This is a genomic window from Synechococcus sp. BA-124 BA4 (assembly GCF_034931165.1).
Genome location: NZ_JAYGIA010000096.1, coordinates 1 through 19079, shown reverse-complemented (window position 1 = coordinate 19079; position 19079 = coordinate 1). Strand labels below are relative to the sequence as shown.

At 63.8% G+C, this 19079-nt stretch carries 21 protein-coding genes; 14 read left to right on the top strand and 7 right to left on the bottom strand.

The window, feature by feature from the left end:
- The first annotated feature begins 342 nt into the window (after positions 1–342).
- The 3 genes from VB734_RS12480 to VB734_RS12470 all read left to right on the top strand — a co-directional run bounded on the left by VB734_RS12480 (position 343) and on the right by VB734_RS12470 (position 2574).
- Positions 343–864, top strand: a complete 522-nt coding sequence (locus tag VB734_RS12480; RefSeq protein WP_322782454.1) for a hypothetical protein — start codon at positions 343–345, stop codon at positions 862–864.
- A gap of 49 nt (positions 865–913) precedes the next feature.
- Entirely contained in the window at positions 914–1519 is a 606-nt protein-coding gene (locus tag VB734_RS12475) for a siphovirus Gp157 family protein (protein ID WP_322782453.1), read from the top strand.
- Between the two features lie 80 nt (positions 1520–1599).
- Positions 1600–2574, top strand: a complete 975-nt coding sequence (locus VB734_RS12470) for an RAD52 family DNA repair protein (protein WP_322782452.1) — start codon at positions 1600–1602, stop codon at positions 2572–2574.
- A gap of 78 nt (positions 2575–2652) precedes the next feature.
- Here the strand turns inward: VB734_RS12470 and VB734_RS12465 are convergent, their stop codons facing one another.
- The 6 genes from VB734_RS12465 to VB734_RS12440 all read right to left on the bottom strand — a co-directional run bounded on the left by VB734_RS12465 (position 2653) and on the right by VB734_RS12440 (position 7096).
- Entirely contained in the window at positions 2653–2961 is a 309-nt protein-coding gene (locus VB734_RS12465) for a hypothetical protein (protein WP_322782451.1), read from the bottom strand.
- Positions 2962–3723: 762 nt separating this feature from the next.
- Positions 3724–4584, bottom strand: coding sequence for a hypothetical protein (locus VB734_RS12460; protein ID WP_322782450.1), 861 nt, complete (start codon positions 4582–4584; stop codon positions 3724–3726).
- Positions 4581–5117: a DUF697 domain-containing protein gene (locus VB734_RS12455; protein WP_322782449.1), complete on the bottom strand. Its 537-nt coding sequence runs from the start codon at positions 5115–5117 to the stop codon at positions 4581–4583. Before VB734_RS12455 ends, VB734_RS12460 begins: the two co-directional genes overlap by 4 nt.
- A gap of 182 nt (positions 5118–5299) precedes the next feature.
- A complete protein-coding gene (locus VB734_RS12450; RefSeq protein ID WP_322782448.1) occupies positions 5300–5965 on the bottom strand; it encodes a dual OB domain-containing protein in 666 nt (221 codons plus the stop codon).
- Positions 5966–5968: 3 nt separating this feature from the next.
- Positions 5969–6418, bottom strand: a complete 450-nt coding sequence (locus VB734_RS12445; protein WP_322782447.1) for a DUF488 domain-containing protein — start codon at positions 6416–6418, stop codon at positions 5969–5971.
- Positions 6419–6427: 9 nt separating this feature from the next.
- Positions 6428–7096: a DUF488 domain-containing protein gene (locus tag VB734_RS12440; RefSeq protein WP_322782446.1), complete on the bottom strand. Its 669-nt coding sequence runs from the start codon at positions 7094–7096 to the stop codon at positions 6428–6430.
- 169 nt (positions 7097–7265) lie between these two features.
- On the opposite strand from VB734_RS12440, the gene VB734_RS12435 reads away from it, so the two are divergent.
- The 3 genes from VB734_RS12435 (at position 7266) to VB734_RS12425 (ending at position 9265) form a co-directional block, all read left to right on the top strand.
- Entirely contained in the window at positions 7266–7586 is a 321-nt protein-coding gene (locus VB734_RS12435; protein ID WP_322782445.1) for a hypothetical protein, read from the top strand.
- A gap of 210 nt (positions 7587–7796) precedes the next feature.
- Positions 7797–8249 (top strand): DUF6932 family protein, encoded by a 453-nt coding sequence (locus VB734_RS12430; protein WP_322782444.1) that lies wholly within the window; start codon positions 7797–7799, stop codon positions 8247–8249.
- On the top strand, positions 8249–9265 hold the full coding sequence (locus VB734_RS12425) for a hypothetical protein (RefSeq protein ID WP_322782443.1): 1017 nt from the start codon (positions 8249–8251) through the stop codon (positions 9263–9265). The genes VB734_RS12430 and VB734_RS12425 overlap by 1 nt, the downstream gene beginning before the upstream one ends.
- A 6-nt stretch (positions 9266–9271) precedes the next feature.
- Here VB734_RS12425 and VB734_RS12420 read toward each other — a convergent pair whose 3' ends face one another.
- Positions 9272–10255: a hypothetical protein gene (locus VB734_RS12420; protein WP_322782442.1), complete on the bottom strand. Its 984-nt coding sequence runs from the start codon at positions 10253–10255 to the stop codon at positions 9272–9274.
- 88 nt (positions 10256–10343) lie between these two features.
- On the opposite strand from VB734_RS12420, the gene VB734_RS12415 reads away from it, so the two are divergent.
- From VB734_RS12415 to VB734_RS12380, 8 genes are all read left to right on the top strand, one after another.
- A complete protein-coding gene (locus VB734_RS12415; protein WP_322782441.1) occupies positions 10344–10721 on the top strand; it encodes a hypothetical protein in 378 nt (125 codons plus the stop codon).
- 63 nt (positions 10722–10784) lie between these two features.
- Positions 10785–11549, top strand: coding sequence for a hypothetical protein (locus tag VB734_RS12410; RefSeq protein ID WP_322782440.1), 765 nt, complete (start codon positions 10785–10787; stop codon positions 11547–11549).
- Positions 11549–12646 (top strand): tetratricopeptide repeat protein, encoded by a 1098-nt coding sequence (locus VB734_RS12405; RefSeq protein WP_322782439.1) that lies wholly within the window; start codon positions 11549–11551, stop codon positions 12644–12646. The genes VB734_RS12410 and VB734_RS12405 overlap by 1 nt, the downstream gene beginning before the upstream one ends.
- Positions 12647–12827: 181 nt before the next feature.
- Complete coding sequence (locus tag VB734_RS12400) at positions 12828–13706, top strand: hypothetical protein (protein WP_323243417.1); 879 nt, start codon at positions 12828–12830, stop codon at positions 13704–13706.
- A complete protein-coding gene (locus VB734_RS12395; protein ID WP_322782437.1) occupies positions 13703–14260 on the top strand; it encodes a BREX protein BrxB domain-containing protein in 558 nt (185 codons plus the stop codon). The genes VB734_RS12400 and VB734_RS12395 overlap by 4 nt, the downstream gene beginning before the upstream one ends.
- Positions 14257–15528 carry a hypothetical protein gene (locus tag VB734_RS12390; protein ID WP_322782436.1) on the top strand — a complete coding sequence of 424 codons (1272 nt, stop codon included), beginning with the start codon at positions 14257–14259 and terminating at the stop codon, positions 15526–15528. Before VB734_RS12395 ends, VB734_RS12390 begins: the two co-directional genes overlap by 4 nt.
- A 28-nt stretch (positions 15529–15556) precedes the next feature.
- Positions 15557–17746 (top strand): hypothetical protein, encoded by a 2190-nt coding sequence (locus VB734_RS12385; RefSeq protein WP_322782435.1) that lies wholly within the window; start codon positions 15557–15559, stop codon positions 17744–17746.
- 5 nt (positions 17747–17751) lie between these two features.
- The gene (locus VB734_RS12380; protein WP_322782434.1) at positions 17752–19002 is read left to right on the top strand and encodes a hypothetical protein; all 1251 of its coding nucleotides are present in this window, start codon (positions 17752–17754) and stop codon (positions 19000–19002) included.
- The last annotated feature ends 77 nt before the right edge of the window (positions 19003–19079 follow it).

Sequence of the window (19079 nt, the reverse complement as noted above, 5' to 3'; positions counted from 1 at the left end):
GCTCCGGGGCCGGTGTGGGGGTGGCGGGCAGGGCCGCTCTCCCGCGGCTGCGGTGGCCGGGCATTCGCCCGCATCAATGGGGCAGGGGAAGGCTCCAAGTTTCCTCGCGCGGCTGCGCGGCCTGCTGGGCATTCAATGCTGAATCTGGCGGTCTTGCTTATCAGCTTTCAGGCCGCCCGCGCATGGCTTTGTTTTGCGTAGATCCATTGCCCCGCAGCCACTTTACCCGCTACTTAGTGCATTTGTACTGATAGAATAAAGACTGCACCAAAGGCCCCGAGCCCATCGCCTGCGGCAACGAAATCCTCGGACAACTTGCCCCGTTCGTTTGCTCTGTAGCCCATGAGCTTGTCCTCTGCTGCAGTGGCCCAGGCCGCTGCATTGCCGCTCCCCGGCCTCCTGCCGCCGCCAGTGCTGGCCCATCGCTCGGTCGTCATCGTCGCCGCCGGTGGTCGTGATCTCGTCTGGCCTCAAGAGCGCATCGCCTCTGCCCTGCTCCAGCGCAGCGGTGGTCGCGCCGTCCATCTGCTGCTCCATGGCGGTGCCCGTGGTGCCGATCAGGTCATCGGGCGTGCCGCTTATCAGCTCGGTTGGCGGGTCCAGTCCATTACCGCTGAGTGGCGCCGCTATGGCCGCTCCGCCGGCCCCATCCGCAATCGGCGCCTCCTTGAGCAGGCCCTGGTGGAAGCCCAGGCCCACACCTCCCCAGCCTTCAGCGCCTCGGTGCTGGTGATCGCCTTCCCCGGTGGTGCGGGCACGGCCTCGCTGGTGCAGCAGGCCCGCCGCTGCTCCTCCTGCTCACCGGTGCCGGTGGTGGTGATGGAAGTGCCGCCGCCCTTCTCGCCGGAGCCCCTCGCCGCCTGAGCGGTTTTCGCCGCCTCCCTCTTCTCGTTCCCCTCTTCTCCACCTACCCATGTCTGCTCTCACCACCACCGCTCCTCTTCCCCAGGCCGCCGGACCGTCCTGCACCCTGCAGCGCACCGGTTCCCTATGGCAGCTGGGCATCGAGGCCCAGGAGCTCACCACTGCCATCGGCCAGCTGGCCCAGCGCCTCGAAAGCGACGAGCCAGAAGACCGCCAGCAGGCCATCACGGAGCTGGAAGCCGCCCTGCTTGCCGATGAAGGCAACAAGGCGGCCCTGGCCGCCAAGGCCGATGCCACCTGCTGGGTGATCGAGCACCTCCGCGGCCAGGCCGCCTACCGCCAGCAGCAGGCCAAGCGGCTCACGGAGCTGTCACGCTCCGATGCCGGCCGAGCCGATGCCCTGGAGGAATCGCTGGTGCTGGTACTCACCCGGCTGCAGCCCGCAGCCACCCGCTTCTCGTTTCCCAATCACGAGCTGCGCAGCACCCGCTCCACCGCCGTCGCCATTGAGAACGAGGCCCTGCTCGACCCCGAATGGCTCGCGGTCAAGACCACCTTCCAGGCCGATAAGACCGCCATCAAGGCAGCCCTCAAGGCCGGCCAGGAGATCACCGGCGCCCAGCTGATCTCCCGCCGCTCCTGGCGCATCTGCTGACGGCCACAGCCCCCTCGCCAGTGGGGTTCCGGTGGAGATGCCGAGGCCCCTTCCCCCTCTCACCCTTCGCTTCCATCGCCATGACCGTCGCCGCTCCTTCCGCCAACGGGACCCACACCACGAGCCGCCCTGCTCCTCCTCGAACCAGCCAGAGGCCGCCATCGGCCCTGGAGCTGATCCGCTCTGCTGACCTCGCCAAGGAGGCCCCACCAGAAGCTGGCTCCGCTCCCCAGGCGCAGCCCTCCGGCTTCTCCTCAGAACAGCTCGCTGCCCTCTCCGCCCCCCTCGATCGGGCCAATGTCCGCCAGCGGGAACAGGGCCGCAGCCGTGTGAGCTATCTGGAGGGTTGGCAGATGATCGCGGAAGCGAACCGCATCTTTGGCTTCGATGGCTGGCAGCGGCAGACCGTCGCCGTCCGCTGCGTCGCCCAGGCCGAACGCACCATCGGCCGGGACCAGAAGCCCGGCTGGGGCGTCACCTACACCGCCCGCGTGCGCGTCACCGTCACCGCTGGTGAGCTGCCGCCGCTGATCCGCGAGGGCAGTGGTGCCGGCCATGGCATCGATGCGGACCTGGGCCAGGCCCATGAGTCCGCCCTCAAGGAAGCGGAAACCGACGCCATGAAGCGGGCACTGATGACCTTCGGGAACCCGTTCGGCCTGGCCCTGTACGACAAAGCGCAGCGGCAGGTCAGCAGCGCAGCGGGCCAGGGTGATGGAGCCCAGCGGCCAGGCGGGCAGCGGTCTCCCGTGAGCCGGCCGGGAGCTGGCGCTCCTGCTGCCGCCGGAGCAGCCCCGCCCCAAGGCCGCGCCCAGGCCTCGGCCTCGACTCCACAGCCATCAGCCCCGGCTGATCCCGGCCAGCAGTCCCTCGATGCCGAAACGATCCGGCACCTCCACACCAGCCTGCGGGCCCTGCCCCGGCCCCAGCTGGAGAGCCTCACCCGGGCCTTCCGCAAGCGGTTCCAGGTTCCCGAGGAGGCGGTGACCATCGCCGATCGGATCAACCAGAAGTGCCACCACGACTGGATTGAGGCCTTCTTGGTGCAGCAGTAGTGCTCGGCAGTGGATGGATGGCCGCGTCAGGAGGCTCCACCTGGAGTGGGGCCTCATCGCATCACCTGACCACCGTGCTCAGCCAGCGCAGATCAGGGACTCGATCGAAACCTGGTTGAGTTGCTCAGCCACCTGGACCTGAACTTCCTCGCTCTGCTGACTCAGGGGCAACACCTCCAGGCACGGACTCCCACACGTCAGCTGGATCTCCTGGCCCTTCATCAACGGCAGAATCCTGGGATCCTCAAAGTTGGCGCCGGTCGCAAAGACCAGATGCCTGTCGTGGTCCGCATCAAAGACGTACCCCACGACATACAACATTCCGTCGGGACTTGTCGCGCTGGTCACCACCTCGTGGAGAAAAGCTCGGGTTGGTTGCACCGCCATCGCTGGTTGTCCTCTTCAAGCGAGGGGGCTGGTGCTGCACCACAGCCGCACCCTCGGGGGTGCATTTCGGTGCGCCGCGTCTTCACTCGATCGCTTCTGGCAGAGCGAGGGGCGGGAGGACGTGGACTGGTCGGGCGGCGTGGAAGGCCCGGAATCACTGGCCATGGGCTGACTGCAGAGTCATGAACAAGGGACCGCATGGGTAGAAGCAGAGGGCTCCAACTCCCCCCGGCCTTTCTCGTTCCGAAAGGCCGGCCCCGCGGACTTCAAGGTCTAACACCGGGTTTTGGGGCCCAACACCACCGGTAGCGTCAAGCGCCTTTACGTCTTGCCACATTTGGTGGTCAGCCGTAGAATCGCCCCACCTGTGAGGGTTGGCTCTGAGAGTTGTCGCAATAGGGCATCCCGAGAACCGCCACAACCTGCAGCCAAACCTGAAATTGAGAGCCATTGCACCGCAGCGGTTCTCATCCATTCTCATTAAAGGCTTGTGCTAGTCGAGAAACTGGCCGGCGGGCGCGCAATGCGCGGCGCTCAGGCAGGAAAGGGGCGCGGCGCAACTCCACTACTTGGCCTTGGGCAGGTTCGGACGACCGGGAGTGGACGAGGGCCGGCGGCGCGCGCCCTGTCAGTGCAGCCGTACTTCTATGGGGTCGCCCCATAGCGCTTCATCGTCCCCGCCAGGTAAGGCCCCCGGAGCCGCAAGGCCTGCATGGCCTGCCACTGGCTTGAGCAACACGCGGGGGTGAACCGCATTCCGATTCATGCGCCAAGCCACTTCAAGGGCCGAAATCCCATCGCCTCATTGACAAGCGCCGTACTCGACATCACCAAGGAAGCCAGGAGATACGCGGCGACCACAATGTTCAGCCCGGGCACCGATAAGGCGGCGAACAGAGCGGCATATTTGGCTGCTTTGATACCAAGGGTTTTCAAGGTTAGGTCTCGGAACTGATCCGAGGTGATGCGTCCATCACGTAAGCGCCGCCAGAGCTCAAAGACGATGACTCCCGATGAAAGCAGTGGCAGAACCGGGAAGAAGGCCCAGATTGTTTCATCAGCTGCATCATTAAGCTCTTGCATCTTGTCTACGAAGTCCTCTACTCTTATCGTCAGATCCTCATTGCTCATGCCGGAGGACTCCAGATCTAAGCGTTCAGCCAGCTCTTCAGTGACGAGAATTTCCGTGTCTGGATTGGATTCCATCCAGGCATTGATTAGGCTCGGATTGTCAGTCGCTTTAAGCTGAATCTCCCATGACTCGTTAGTTGACTGATCAAAGAGCTGGACATCGACGGATTGGTGGTTCGTTTCCGGGAACAGCGCCGCAAAGACACTGTCACCATCAGTGTTCTCAATGATCTGGAACTCCATTTCGTGGAGGATTCCTTTCACATTGTTTACCAAACCCGCAACTTGGTCATCGCTAAGGCCATCGAGCTTGTCACTGATCTGCTCAAGGGGAAGGTCCCACTCTGGTGAGCTCCTCTTTAACGCTGCCAAAGCCCCATAGTCAGGCTCCTCAAGCGAGTCGGATGAAAAGAGTATTTTGGCCAGAGCGGCCAAAATGGCAGCTTCATCAAAGCGGCAGCTGAGGTAGCGAATCCCTGGAGTCCGGTTCATGACTCCGGCTTGAAGTCTTTTCCACGTTTGCGCCCCTCTGCCTTGGCTTCCCTCCACATCCTCTTCAACTCGGGTGCGGAGACAACCTTGCCTCTTGATTTCTCCTTAAGGTAGTAGTCCATGGTCCGCCCCACCGCGTAGGTCAGTCCGTAGACAAGTGGAATCGTGGTGAAGCCAGCCAAGAATGGCAGCCCCACCTTATACAGGCCCAAGGCTGCTTGTTGGGCCAACATTCCCATGCCAACGGTCCCTAGAATTTCCTTAAGCAACTCATTGGCCTTCGCCTCGGTGATGGGCATGCCGCGAATAGCGCTCAACCTTGAGCCCATATAGGCTTGAATTGGCGTCAAGATAAAAATATCGGCGAATGGCAGCGGCTGAGCGGCGGCAGCTGCGCAAGTTGCCGAGAATATATGGATTGTTCTTGAGATCTTCTCTTCAGTGCCAAGGTCCTCCCTGATTTCGATTTGGGTAACTTCGCGCTCAATCTTTGTTTTGATACGATTTATCCAGTTGCTATTGGTGTCAGTCATGGCTCCAGTCTTCCGGGACGTGCGATAGTTGCATCGCACCTGGGCAGGGCAATTATACTAGATTCCGCGGAAGAAATCTAGCTTCCACCAATAGATTTGCTCTTCCGTGCATGAATACGTGAGCATAGCGTAATCCTGCTAAGGCTATTGTGGGCATTGCTACGGCATCTAGAGCTTGCTCTTTAAGCTTGTATTGGAATCCAACCAGCAAGTAGCTTCCAGCCCACAGGCCCCTCAGCCCACTCCTCTATCGGCGGGACCCAAGGTACACCGAGACTGATCACTGCATAGCCCTGCTGTCCAATGAATGTTCGAGCATTAAGCTGTTCAGTAAGTACGCAGTCTGTGACGCTGATTCCTCGAAGCTCAATACCTTCGGCTGTGGCCAGCGTGGCTTTCCACTTGCCGCCGCTTTGATCAAAACCAATGCGCTGCACCTTGCGCAGCTCAAGAGTCGTGCGCTCCACGAGCGGCTTTGCCCCGATAATGTCGGGACGTGTGTACTTGGCGTGAGAATGCAGGATCCTGGCTGAGTTACAGAGGTAGCGTTGAAGATCTTTGACGCCAGCTACACTTAGTTTGGTCCAGGGTTTCGCCTCGATCCAGCGATTTTCTTTCGCGTGGCAGTAGTCAAACCCAGCAGGACCATCGTGAGCCAGATCTATCTGGATTAGATCCAGGGGTTGCGGCTCTTGGCCATTTACCTGACGTTCGCGAAGCGGCACCTCCCCTTTTGGGGTATGGCGGCTTACGGGGCGCACCCACTGCCCGGTACGCACATCGATGCCGGCGATGCAGCGTTCGCCCTCCTTTTTAGAGTTGGCCAGACAGAGCACAGTAGTTTCCATCCCTCAGAGGTGCACGATCTCTACTCCTCCTCCAAGATGATTCTTGAAGAACTCTGCTGCCAGCCTTCTGTGGCAATGGTGTGGAGTTGCCTCACTGCAAAGCAAGCAAGCCCCATCCAACATGTCGGCTGGAAAGAGCTCTTCAACATGGCGCTTGTCGATCAGATCGTTGTAAGCGTTGGCATATATATCCCAGCTGATCTCACCTTTCTTGTAGCTCTTTAGAATGTCGTCAGTAGGCGCAAGCTTCAGGGCATGATCATAGCTTACCCCCGCCACCTTTTCCAGGAAGAATGCAAGATCATCCTTCTTGGTGAATCCCGCTAGCTGCGAAACATTGTTCAGTCGCGTGTCCAGCACTTTATTTACGCCACTCTTCTGTATCAATTCAAAGAACTGTTTGGCATTCTTCTTGGTGAATCCAATCGTATAGAGCGTGATCTTCTTGCCCATGGGAATGTCTCAGGCGGCAATCAGTGGTTTGGTGTAAGCAATCCGCCGCCCTTGTTGGCGGTAGGCCTCATCAAGCTCGTCCTCTGGGCTGATTAGTCGGCCCTGAGTGACCTCGCGACCTAGAAGATCCAACTGGACATCTCCTCCTGAGTCCTCCAAGATGCCGAGTCTCTGCAAGGCCCGGCGCATGCGGTGCTCGAGCTCCTGATGGCTCTCCAGTGATCCATCGCCAAGGATGTGCTGCACGTCCACCCCCCTGGCCTGAAGGTGCCGGCTTACCAGGATCGCCCGATGGCAAGTCAAGGGATCCCGCTCTGCGCATAGCAGCGCCAGGGTCAGCCCTCGGCCCAGCCCCTTCAGCACCCGGCTCAGGCCTAGTTGAAAGGCTGGCAACTGAGCCACACGTTCATAAGCAGCCTGCAGCCCGTCGTAAGCCGATTCCTCCTCCCGCCGGGCGCCCAGCTCCTCTCCAAGGAACACGTAGCGGATGCCGTGCTTGTGGAACTCCGCCTCAAGCTCAGGCCTGTTGAACTGTGGTAGGCGGCGGCTGTAAGGCATGGAGCGGACATCCGCCACAGCGTTGATCCCATGCAACTGGAGCAGTCCCACCAGCTGGCCCAGAGTCTGGTTGGAGTGGCCCACCGTGTAGAGACGCACGGGATGCAAGCTGCTCAGCATCCCCATTCTGTCAAAGACGCCCCGGATCGAGCAGGGCCTGGCTGGTCCTTCAGTTGCGGACTGGGATTTCGGCGTGCCGGGCCTCGACACGACTCCATGACAAGCGTTGTGGGCGGTCATGGTGGGCTGGCCATGGGGCTGGCGATCACGCCACCCGGCCTGCCCCGGCTTGCGCACCGCGCAAGGGCTGACGCGAGTCGCTTCGCTGCGCTGCGCGACCCTTGCGCGGCGCTGGCAGCGCCGGGGCTCAACGGCGGTGTCGTTCGCCAGCCCAGCCATGGCCGCCACTCCCCTGGTCCGCGCCTGCCCGATCCGCATCATCTCGGTGCACCTGCTCGATGCCGCCGGCCAGCTGCTGCGGGTGCTGTTCCTCGATCGCGAGGGGCACATCAGCGCCCAGCCGCACTACGTGCCCCGGGCCCAGGCCCTGATCCTGGCCTCCAATCAGCAGCGGGTGCTTGGGCCCCAGGCCAGGGTGCACGTGCTCTGAGGCGCTGGCGCCTCTCCCGGCTGGCACTGCCGGCCGGGATGCCATCGGACCCTGTCATCACCTACCCGGAGCGTGAATGGCTGGGTATAAACCTGGCAATTGCGGCAGCCCATGCCTGGATACGCCATCAGCACGGCTACCGAAGCTGCATCCTCCGTCGCCCAAGCCGGTTGTGGCCTGTGCACCGAGGCGTCTGTGGCTCGGTAACGAATGCCGATCCCTTCCTTCGATCGGTTTGGCCTGCTGCCTGGTGGCATTCATGAGTGCACCATCAAGGAGGTTGAGGTGGACCTGGCCTGGAATGACGATCGCCGCCGACTGACAGCGCAGCTGCAGGAGTTCATCGTCGTTGAGTTGGCACCTCGGTTTGCCGTGGTCCCTCCTGTTGTCCTCGATGGCAGTTATGTGAGCAGGAAGGCCAGCCCGAGCAACATCAACCTGGTGCTGGAGCTGAGCAACCTCCCTGATGCCGACCAGTGGCAGGGGCAGATGCTCTTCCAGGGGAGAGCAGAGCTGTTCCGCAGCTACCAGATCGACATGCTCCCTGGCCTGAAGGGTCTCAAGCAGGACTTCGTGGATCTGCTGCAGACCGTGCGCCCCCAGACAGCCTTCGAGAAGGGTCTGCACCACGGCCACCGCAAGGGCGTGTTGAGGTTGATCTGATGGCCGGCTGGATCGACGCGATAGAGGCGAAGGCCCGCATCATTCACCAGGAGCTCCAGTCCGCTCGGGAACTGGCCAGGCGCATGGGGCAGGAGCCGGAGGAGATCACCAGTGCCTACATGGAGATGCTGGCCAAGCTCTACCGCGAGGACTTCTCCTATGCCCTGCTGGCCGACAACGCTGATCTGATCGCCCGCTACCGGGGCCCCGGGGTCGCCCATCGAGAGCCACCGGTGTCGCTGGTGACGACGGTGTTCGGAAAGCTCCGGGACGAGATCCAGAAGGTGGCCAAGGCGATCGCCGGAATGGAAGAGAAGAAGGTGCGCTGGCCGGCCGATCTGGACCCCCAGCTGGCGGGGGTGACTTACGGCAGCTTGGTGGTGGGCATGCGCGTGCCACGGCCTGGAGATGTGGGAGCCGATGGCCAGGCGGTGCTGCCCGGGGTGAGCGATGACCTCTATCGGGCGGTGCAGACGGCGGTGCAGAGCCTGCCGGCGATTCCACGCCTGATTCAGGACGGCCAGATCAGTGAGGCCATCTACGAGCAGTTCCCCGATCCCGCCGTGCGCGACACGGTGATGGTGGCGGCCAGGCGCCTGGCACCTTCTGCCCAGAACAAGGCGATCAGTGAGCTGTTCCTCAGCGGCCCGCAGCCCGATGAAGCCCTTGGACCAACCCAGGCCCTCACCAAGCAGAGCCGCCAGATCCTGGGCCGCAGCCTCAACACCCCCAGCAGCCGGCGGCTCAAAAGCAACGGAGAGTTCGAAGGCGTGGTGCGGGAAGTGGACCTCGATGCCCGACGCTTTGAGATCCGGGGGAGGGGGACCAGCAGCGGCATGCGCTGCATCTATGAGCCCCTCTACGACGGCGACATCATTGGCCTGCTCAATGCCGCCGTGCGGGTGAAGGGCAGCTACGAGGCCGCGGCCGATGAACAGCCCAGGCTCGTGCGGGTAGAGCAGATCACGGTGACTAGGCGGCCTGGTCAGCAGCTGAAGCTCGAGGTCGAGTCCTAGTCCCGCTCAGCTGAGCCCCACGTACACCGGCTGAAACCACTGCATCCGCCGGCTCTGGCGCTTCTCGCCATGCAGCACGGTGTGCCAGTGGCCGCGGCGCCAATGGGGCCGGCGAGCGGTGCTGCCTCCACCGCTGCCACCCCCTGAGGTGCTCTTGCTGGAGGCAGCCCTGGCGGGGCGATCGAGCCGGAAGTCCTTACCGATCCACACCGGACCCTGCGGGCTCACCGTGCCGGCCGGATCGGCAGCACCGGCGAATCCCTTGCCGCTGCGCACCTTGGCGGCGGGGCCGATCGTGAGCAGTTCCGGCTGGAAGAGCTGCACCAGCAGGGCATTGATCGCCAGGCCCTCCATCCGCTGGTTGGTGCTCTGCACCGCCTGCTCGTCCCACTGCCAGGCCGGATGGCTGAGGTCGTCCACGGTGGGGTTGCGCTCCCCGATCTGCTCAAAGGAATGGCGGGTGAGGTAGCTGGTGCCGTCGAGGGCCAAGCCCACGCAGCTGATGCCACCGATCCGCTGCGCCTGGGGCGGCAGCCAGTCGGCCATCACCCGCAGGTCGGCCACGATCACCACCGGGATCGGCACCCTGTCCTCGGTGAACAGGGCGCCATCCGGGAGCATCAGCCGGAAGCAAGGCAGCACCTGCGGGAAGTCCTCATCCAGACGGGGAGAGGGCGTGCGGCGGAAGGCCTCGGCCAGCTCCGGCGCCAGGAAACGAGGCGGGGCCTCCACGATCCGGGCCCAGCGGCAGGTGGTGGCGGCCCAGAAACCGATCGGGTCATCCAGCTCGTCCATCACCTGCAGGCCCGCCTCGATCAGGGCGGCATAGGCCAGGTGGTTGGGCCAGCTCTGGAAGCCCCGCGGAGAGCGGTAGCGGTGCTGCTCCTGCTGGATGTAGGGGTCCTGGCGGCGCAGCTCGGTGATCACCGCGGCGATCGGCGGCAGTTCGGCCTGGGAGGCGCGGATCGATTCAGGCGTCAGCCGGCTCATCGGCGCAGATCAGCAGAGCCGCTGACGGATGCTCCCCATCCTGGCTGGATGGCGGATGCTGGGACCACTGCCTGGGAGATCCACCGCCGTGTCTCAGTTCCACATCACCACCCAGGACGATCTGCCCGGGCCGGATGGGGATGAGCCCTATGTGCTGTTCGTGAACCAGACCGAGTACGGCAACGCCCGCTTCCTGCGCACCAACGTGCTCTCAGCCCGGCCCGACCTCAAGAAGTACACCGCCCTGCGCTTCCGGCAGGAGGTCAAGCGCCATGCCGATGCCGCAGGGCCGGGAGAAGACGTGGTGCTGGTGTTCATGGAGGCCCTGGAGCTGGAGCCGCCACTGACCCTGGTCTGCAGCGACATCCACCTGGAGATGGAGGGCTACCCGGTAGAGCAGGGGGCCGTGATCGAGATCCCGCTCCTACCGCCGGGCAGCCGGGGAGCAGCCAAGGGTTTCGGCTGAGATCCAGGGGCCTGCCCCGCTGGCGCCGATACCGTGGGGGCCCTGATTTCCCCCGGCCCGGCGATGCCAGCCCATACGCTCCTGCCGGCCGTGAACCGTCTGCTCAAGCAGGTGGAGGAGACCAGCGGCCTGCCGGTGGCAGTGGCCCAGCAGAGCGACCTGAGCACCCTGGCCACCCTGCGGCCAGCAACGCCGGAGTACCAGGCACACCTGATCGCCTACCGGGATGCCGATGAGGCCAGCAGCTACCACGTGGCCTTTGAGGCCGCCCTGCTGCTGCGCATCGTGCAGGTGCCGGCTGAGCAGCGGGTGAACCTCACCGAGAAGCGCGAGGCCAGGGAGAAGGTGGTCTCGCAGGTGGAGAGGCTGTTCAAGGGGCGGATCGGGCTGGCCCAGGCCCGGCAGGCAGGGCTGCGCTTCTACGACGGGCTGATGGTGCAGCTGCGCTCCACAGGACCAGGGCTGTGGGCTGATCGCTGGCTGTTTGAGCAGGTGCCGGAGCTGCGGGGCCTGCAGGCGGCGGTGCTGCAGAGCCAGGTGCAGCAGAACGTGCCCTGCCTCAACGCCGAGGTGGACAAGATGAGCCCCGCCGAGGTGGTGAAGGCCAGCCGGGCAATGAATGCCGCCTACGCCTTCCAGGCCGCCGAGCTGGTTGGCATCCCTCCCCTGGCGATCCCGTACCAGGCGGCAGGGTTTGAGGCCCTGGCGAAGGAGCTGATCGCCATCACCCGCGCCGAGCCGGCCACGGCCGATCCAGATCGGGAGATCGTCGATGCCTGGGCCGAGAAGCTGGGCCTCTCCCGCTGGTACGTCTGGAAGACGCCCTGATGGAAGGCACGGCGTTCTCGATCGACGAGGCCAGCTTTGATGCCTCGCTGTTGCCGGAGGGCAGCCGCACCCCTGGAACGGAGGCGTTCCACCGGGCGGTGACCGACTACTTCCAGAAGTCGTATGCGTCGATGGGAGGGCAGCTGTCGGTGGTGTTCGCCGCCGGCCGCATCGAGGTGGCCTGGGAGCCAGCCGCACCCGAGGCGCCAGCGATGGCCTCGATTGGCCCACTCCTGCAGCAGCGGCGCTTCGATGAGGCCCGGCCGCTGCTGGAAACCCTGCTGCAGCTGCAGCCCGAGCACCCGGAAGCCCTCTACAACCTGGGCGTCCTCGCCAGCGAAGAAGGCCGGCTGGAGGAGGCCCGGCTGCTGTTGCGCCGAGCGGTGGTGGCCAATGCCCCCGATGCCCACGCCCAGGCCAATGCCCAGGTAGCGCTGGCCTTGGCCGCCATGCGGTTGGGCGACAAGGCAGAAGCCCGCCAGGCGCTCGAGGCAGCGATCGAGGTGGAGCCCGGTAACAGCTTTGCCCTGCGCAGCCTCGGCAGCCTGCTGGTGATCGCCGGGGCCTACGCGGCAGCGGTGGAGCGCTTCCGCCAGGCACTGGTGGCGGCACCAGACGACCTGATCGCCACCTTCAACCTGGCGCAGGCCTTGCTGGAGCTCGATCCAGATGAGCACCGCGATGAGGCCGATCGGCTGCTGCTGCAGGTGATCGAAGCCCAGCCCTACGGCGAGCTGGCCAACAAAGCCAAGGACCTGCGCGGCAGCATCGCCAGCCGGGATCTGCGGGCTGAGCAGCCCGACGGGTTGCGGCAGGACGCCATCAGCTACTGCTTCCAGGCCCTGCAGCTGTTCGAGGAGATGGAGCAGCAGCGGTTCATGGCGGTGCTCAGCGAGGTGGCCGCCGTCGGCCAGGGCGGCCTGCAGATCAATGAGCCCGGCAACTTCCGCAGCCTCAAGACCCTGCCCGGCAGCTGGAGCGATCTGGCCTTGGCCTGTCTGATCCACGTGGGCATGAAACGGCTGATGCCCAATGAGGACTCAGGGCTGGGGATCGAGGCGGAGTACAAGGAGGCGGTGCGGTTGCACCGCGGGTAGAGCACCGAGAAATGAGCTGATGAAGCTGGCGGGTCTCAGCGCACCGCCATCGGTCCATTAGATCAAGGCCAAAACTATGCATCTAACGCATAGTTTTGGCCGAAGCGGTGACGCCATCAGAAGCCAGGCTGCACCAGGCGTTGCCAAGGGCCAGACTGCTGCAAGAACGCTGCTGTGCTGCATGCGCACCATCTCGCGGTGCGGCCTCCACCAGGGCCCTCCCAGGCCAGCCCAGCCCCTCCGCTACATGCCCGCCCGTCGTTCCAGCCCCAAGCCCCCGAAGGTCGCAGACACCAAAGCTGATCTGGCGGCGCTGGGCTTCCGGGTGGCCGACAGCGGCCCCCACACCAGTAAGACCCTGATGCTGCAGGAGCTGGAAGCCCTGCTGGCCGCGGTGTCCGCGGACGCTTCGGCCAAGGCGTATCGGGCCGCGATCGTGGAGGAGAACGTGCTGGGCAAGCGCACCCTCTCCACCCGCAAGGAAACCGCCACTCGGCTCACCGCTCTGCACGGCCTTGACCCGAGCAAGCCCCTGTTCCGGGTGCTGCGCCGGCTCTGGGCGGTGGATCCCGCCGCACACCCCCAGCTGGCCCTGCTCAACGGCCTGGCCCGGGACCCGCTGCTGCTGGCCACCACAGCTCAGGTAATGGGGATGACCCAGGGGGAGCTGCTGCTGCGATCCGAAATGGTGGCGGCGGTCCAAGGTTTCAGCCACGACCGGCTCAGCCCAAAGGTGCTCGATGCGGTGGCGCGCAACACCGCCAGCAGCTGGACCCAGAGCGGTCACCTCAAGGGCAGGGTCAAAAAGCTGCGGCAGCCGCTCAATCCCCATCCGGTGTCACTGGCCCTGGCGGTGTGGCTTGGCTACGCCAGCGGCAAGCGCGGTAAGGCCCTGCTCACCACCCCCTGGGCAACTGCGCTCGACAGTTCCAGCTCGGGGCTACTGGAGCTGTCGCAGCAGGCCAAACGTTTGGGCTTGCTCAAGCTTTCCCACGGCGCCGGGGTGGTCTCGATCGATCCCAGTGGATTAGATCCCCTGCACGGAGGCCAGCAGTCATGAGCCGGATTGATGAACTGGCCGCGCAGTACTCAGACCACATCTCTGTGCCCTGGCAGCAGGGCCTGCCCGCCGCCAATCGGGTGGTGATGCTCGTCTACGAAAAAGAACTGGAGCGGCACCTGCGGGCCAAGCTGCTGGAATTCGAGCAGGCCACCAAGACGGCAGGCCACGGCTGGCTGCTGGTCGACCTCACCACCGCCTTTGCCGAATGGATGGGCGGCATGAAGTACCGCGAGCAGTACTTCGAGCAGCCTGACGATATCCGCCTCAAGCTGGATTCTAGTTTTCTGCGCCACGTGGCAGACCTGATCAAATCCCAGCTCAGCGCGGCCACCGAAAACGATGTGGTGGCGCTGCTGGGGGCAGGAAGCCTGTTTGGCTTCCTGCGGCTCTCCGATGTGATCAAGGAGGTGGAGCGCGAAATCCAGGGCCGTCTGGTCGTGTTCTTCCCAGGTCAGAAAGACAGCAACAACTACCGGCTGCTCGATGCTCGAGACGGCTGGAACTACATGGCGGTGGGCATCACCCGCCATCCCACAGGAGCGGTGGCATGACCCAAAAGATTTTCCAAACCCTGCAGCGCGACCCGCGCACCAGCCCGCTGGCCAACAACGGCCAGGCGCGGATCACCACGCTCGACGACGAAAACTCCCGCATCGAGCTGGAGGGTGAGCTCAGCACCTTCGTGTGCGACGGCCAGTACGGCCAGGCAATGGAGCGAATCCTGCAGAGCTACCTGGCCCAGCAGGGACAGCCCCGCCAGAACGCTGCCTGGGTGGCGGGGTTCTTTGGCAGCGGCAAGTCGCACTTGCAGAAGACGCTCGGCCACATGTGGGCTAACACCGAGGTGTTCCCAGGCAAGCGCGCCCGAGATCTGGTGCTGGAGCTCCCCGATGGGGTCAAGGCCCAGTTCCGCGAGCTCGACACCCTCGCCGCCAGAAGTGGCAAACCGCTGATGGTCGCCAGCGGCGCCATGCCCTCCGGCGCCAAGGACGCCGTGCGCAAAACCGTGCTTGCGATCCTGCTCAAGGCGGTTGGCATGCCCGAGAAGGTGCCGCAAGCACGCTTCTGCTTCTGGTTGCGGGAAAAGGGCTATCTCGATGCGGTGCGTTCCGCAGTGGAAGCAGAAGGCAGCCGCTGGCTGGAAGAGCTCGATGAGCTCTACGTGAGCCCGCTGATCGCTGGCGCTGTGCTGGAGCAAGACCCGGACTATGCCGCTGGCAACCGTGAGGCGCGGGATGTGATCCGCCAGCAATACCCCAACAGCGACAGCGACATCACCACCGCCGAGTTCGTGCAGCTAGCCCGTAAGGCCCTGGCGCCCGATGGCGGCGAGCTGCCCCACACGATGCTGGTGCTCGATGAGGTGCAGCAATACATCGGTGACTCCAACGACCGGGCCACCGACTTTGTGGAAGTGGCCGAGGCGCTGCAGACCGAGCTCGACAGTCGGGTGATGTTGGTGGCCTCCGGCCAGTCGGCGCTGTCGTCAGAAACGCCCCAGCTGCAGAAGCTCAAAGACCGCTTCCGGGTGACGGTGCAGCTGTCGGACACCGACGTGGAAACGGTGATCCGCAAGGTGATCCTGCAGAAACGCGCCGATACCCAGGTCGATGTGCAGCAGGTGCTCGAGGCCAATGCCGGTGAAGTGTCCAAGCAGCTGGAAGGCAGCCTGATCAAGGAGCGATCAGAAGACCGCCAGGTGGCGGTGGCCGACTACCCGCTGCTGCCCACGCGCCGGCGCTTCTGGGAGGAGTGCTTCCGCAGCGTCGATGTGGCCGGCACCAACAGCCAGCTGCGCTCCCAGCTGCGATGTCTTTGACGCCGTCAAAGACATCGCAGAAGAAGACTTGGGCCGGGTGATCACCGGCGATGTGTTGTTCACATCGATGGCGAATGACCTGGTGAATTCAGGTGTGCTGCTCAACGAGCTCAGCAACCGAATCGCCAATCTCGGCAAGGAGGGCACAGAGGAGGGCAAGCTCAAGCAAAGCCTCTGCGGGCTGGCCTTCCTGATCAGCCGGCTGCCGCGAGAGCAGGGCGCCGATAAGGGCATTCGCGCCACATCCCGCACCCTGGCCGACCTGATGGTGCCAGACCTGCGCAAGGACAGCGGCCCCCTGCGAAACCAAATCGCCGGCTTGCTGGAGGCGATGGCGGAAGACGGCACCTTGATGAAGGTGGGCGATCAGCCGGGGCTGGAGGAATACCGCCTGCAGACCACAGAAGGTGCCCAGTGGCAGCGGTTGTTTGAGGAGAAGCGCCAGGCGGTTCGCAACGACACCGCCGAAATCACCAACGAGCGTGAGAAGCGCCTCGGCCTTGAGCTCCAGAAGGAACTCAAGGCGGTTCGCTTGCTGCAGGGGCAAGCCAAGATCCAGCGGTCGATCGTCCCCTGGCCTAACCCCGAACCACCGGCGCCCTCGAACGAGCAGGTGGTGGTGTGGATTCGCGATGGCTGGGGCTGCAGCGATAAGGAGGTACGCGATGCCGCCCGCGAGGCCGGCGCCGACGATCCGGTGCTGCATGTGTTCCTGCCGCGCAGAGGCGCGGAAGAACTGCAAAGCCGGATCATTGATGCCACGGCGGCTCGCCGGGTGCTCGATCACTACGGCACCCCCTCCACGCCAGAAGGGAAGGAAGCAAGGCAGGCGATGCAAAGCCGCCAGAGCCGCGCAGAAGACGACTGCAACGAGCTGATTGCCGATGTGATCGCCAATGCCCTGGTGCTCAAGGGCGGCGGCATCGAGGAGTACGGCATCAAGCTCAGTGAGAAGCTGCAATCCGCGGCTTCTGAGGCAGCACTAGCCCGGCTGTTCCCCGAGTTCCACAAGGCCGACCACGGCAGCTGGGGCACCGCCGTGAAGCGCGCAAAAGATGGCAGCGATTCACCGCTTTCAGCCGTTGGCCATCAGGGCTCAAACGACAGCCATCCAGTAGCCCGCATCGTCATCAGTGCCATCGGCGGCGGCAAGGAGGGCAGTGCGATTCGCGCCGACTTGCGCGTAGCGCCCTATGGCTGGCCGCAGGATGCAATGGATGCGGTGCTGCTGGCCCTGCTGCGCGATGGCACCCTCAGCGCCAAGGACAGCCAGAACAACCCGATTGGGGTTGGTCAGCTCGATCAACAGAGCCTCGGCAAAGCCCGCTTCTACCTGCAGGAGGTACGCCTCACCGCTAAGGAAAAGATGGGGGTGCGGGGAGTGTTTGGCATTGCCAGCGTCACGGCCCAATCAGGACAGGAAGAAGCCAAGGCCGTCGAGTTCCTCGATGCCCTTGAGAACAAGGTTCTCCAATCCGGTGGTGATGCACCATTGCCCCCGCCAGTGAGCGCCACCCTCCTAAAGGAGCTGCGCCAAAAGAATTGCCCCGAGCAACTCAAGGCAATCCTTGATGCCAAGGAGCAGCTACAGGAGTTGTGGGATCAGGCCTGCAGCCTGGCCGCCCTCAAGGAGAAACGTCTGCCTGGCTGGGAACGACTGCAGGCTCTGCTGCACCAGGCCAAGGGATTGCCAGTGCACCAGGAGCTGGAGCCCCAGGTGGAGGCGATCCGTAGCCAGCGCTCGCTGCTGGATCCCACCACCGATTTCGCGGCTCCCCTGCAGCAGCAGCTGGAGCAGGCACTCACGGCAGAGCTGGAGCAGGCCCAGCAACAGCTGAGCCAGGTGGTGGCCACGGAGCTGCAGCAACTGCAGACCAGTGCCGAATGGCAAGACCTACCGGAGGTCGAGCGCAATCGCATCGGTCAAGCGCTGCAGTTGCCGGTGGCGCCTCCACCAGCTGGCCCCGTAGACCGAAGCAAGCTGCTGGAGGCGCTGGAGCAGCGCTCCCTGGCTAGCAGGGCGGAGCTGGCCGAAAGCCTTCCCACCCGCTTTGGCAAGGCCCGATCTGCGGCAGCCAAGGCCCTGGAGCCCAACATCCAGCCGCTCAAGCTCAGCAGTGGGGTGCTTAAAGACGAAGCAGTACTTGATGCCTGGTGGGCCGCTGAGCGCCAGAAGCTGGCCGCTTCCTTGCAAAACGGTCCGATCCAGATCAACTAATCCCCATGCCCGCCCTCGCCTCCGATCTGCGCAAAACACTCGAAAACACCGTGGTAAAAGCCCGCGATAAAGCCGAAGGCGGCGCGCGAGATGCCCTCACGGCACTGGCGGTGGATGCCAGCGAGCCGTTCGCCTCTATGGCCGAAGAGGAGCGAAAGCTGCGCAATCGGCTGCGCGCCCGCGGCAGACAACTGGGCGATCAACGCGATGTTCAAAAGGGCACCCAAAGCATCGAACGGTTGGTGCGGGAGATGGCCTATGAGCACTGGCACCGCATGCTGTTCGCCCGCTTCCTGGCGGAAAACCAGCTACTGATCGAGCCCGCATCAGGTGTCGCGATCAGCCTCGACGAATGCGAAGAACTCGCTGCAGAGGAGGGAACAGATCTCTGGGGGCTGGCGGCGCAGTTTGCTCAAGAAATGCTGCCCCAGATCTTCCGAGGGGATGATCCGGTGCTGGCGGCGAAGCTGCCGCTGGAGATCCGCCAACAGCTGCAAGGTTTGGTGGCTGGGTTGGAAACGGAGACCTTCACGGCCAGCGACAGCCTGGGATGGACCTATCAGTTCTGGCAGACGAAACGCAAGAAGGAGGTGAACGATTCCGGCGTGAAGATTGGCGCTGATGAACTCTCCCCGGTGACGCAGTTGTTCACCGAGGACTACATGGTGGACTTTCTGCTGGACAACACCCTCGGTGCCTGGCACGCCGGCAAGGTGCTTGCCGCCAATCCCCAGCTGGGCAGCACGGCCCAAGCCGAGGATGACTTGCGACAAACCGTGGCACTGCCCGGCTGCCCCTGGAGCTACCTGCGGTTCGTCAAGTCGGACGATGGCCCCTGGGCTCCGGCTTCTGGAGCTTTTGAAGGCTGGCCTAAGTCAGCCGCAGAGCTCAAATGCCTGGACCCGTGCATGGGTAGCGGGCATTTCGTGGTGGCGATGTTTGAGCGGCTGGTGGCGTTGCGGATAGGGGAGGAAGGTTTGAGCGAAAAAGCAGCTGTGGCTGCAGTCATCGAGGTGAACCTGTTCGGACTGGAGATCGACCCACGCTGTACACAGATCGCTGCATTCAACCTGGCGCTGGCCGCATGGCGCCGCATGGGCTACTGCAAGTTGCCAGCAATGAACCTGGCCTGCTCTGGCCTGGCGCCGAACACACGAGAAGCTGACTGGCTGGCGCTGGCTGGTGACAACGAGCGGCTCAGGAATGGTACCCGTTCAGGAGTCGGGACAGCTCGCAACGAACATCGGGCTTGCTGAACCCTTGACGGTGGCTTGATTCCTAGTTGCATCTCAGTAAGAGACTCCTTGCGATGACCACCCCACCGGCCGGGATT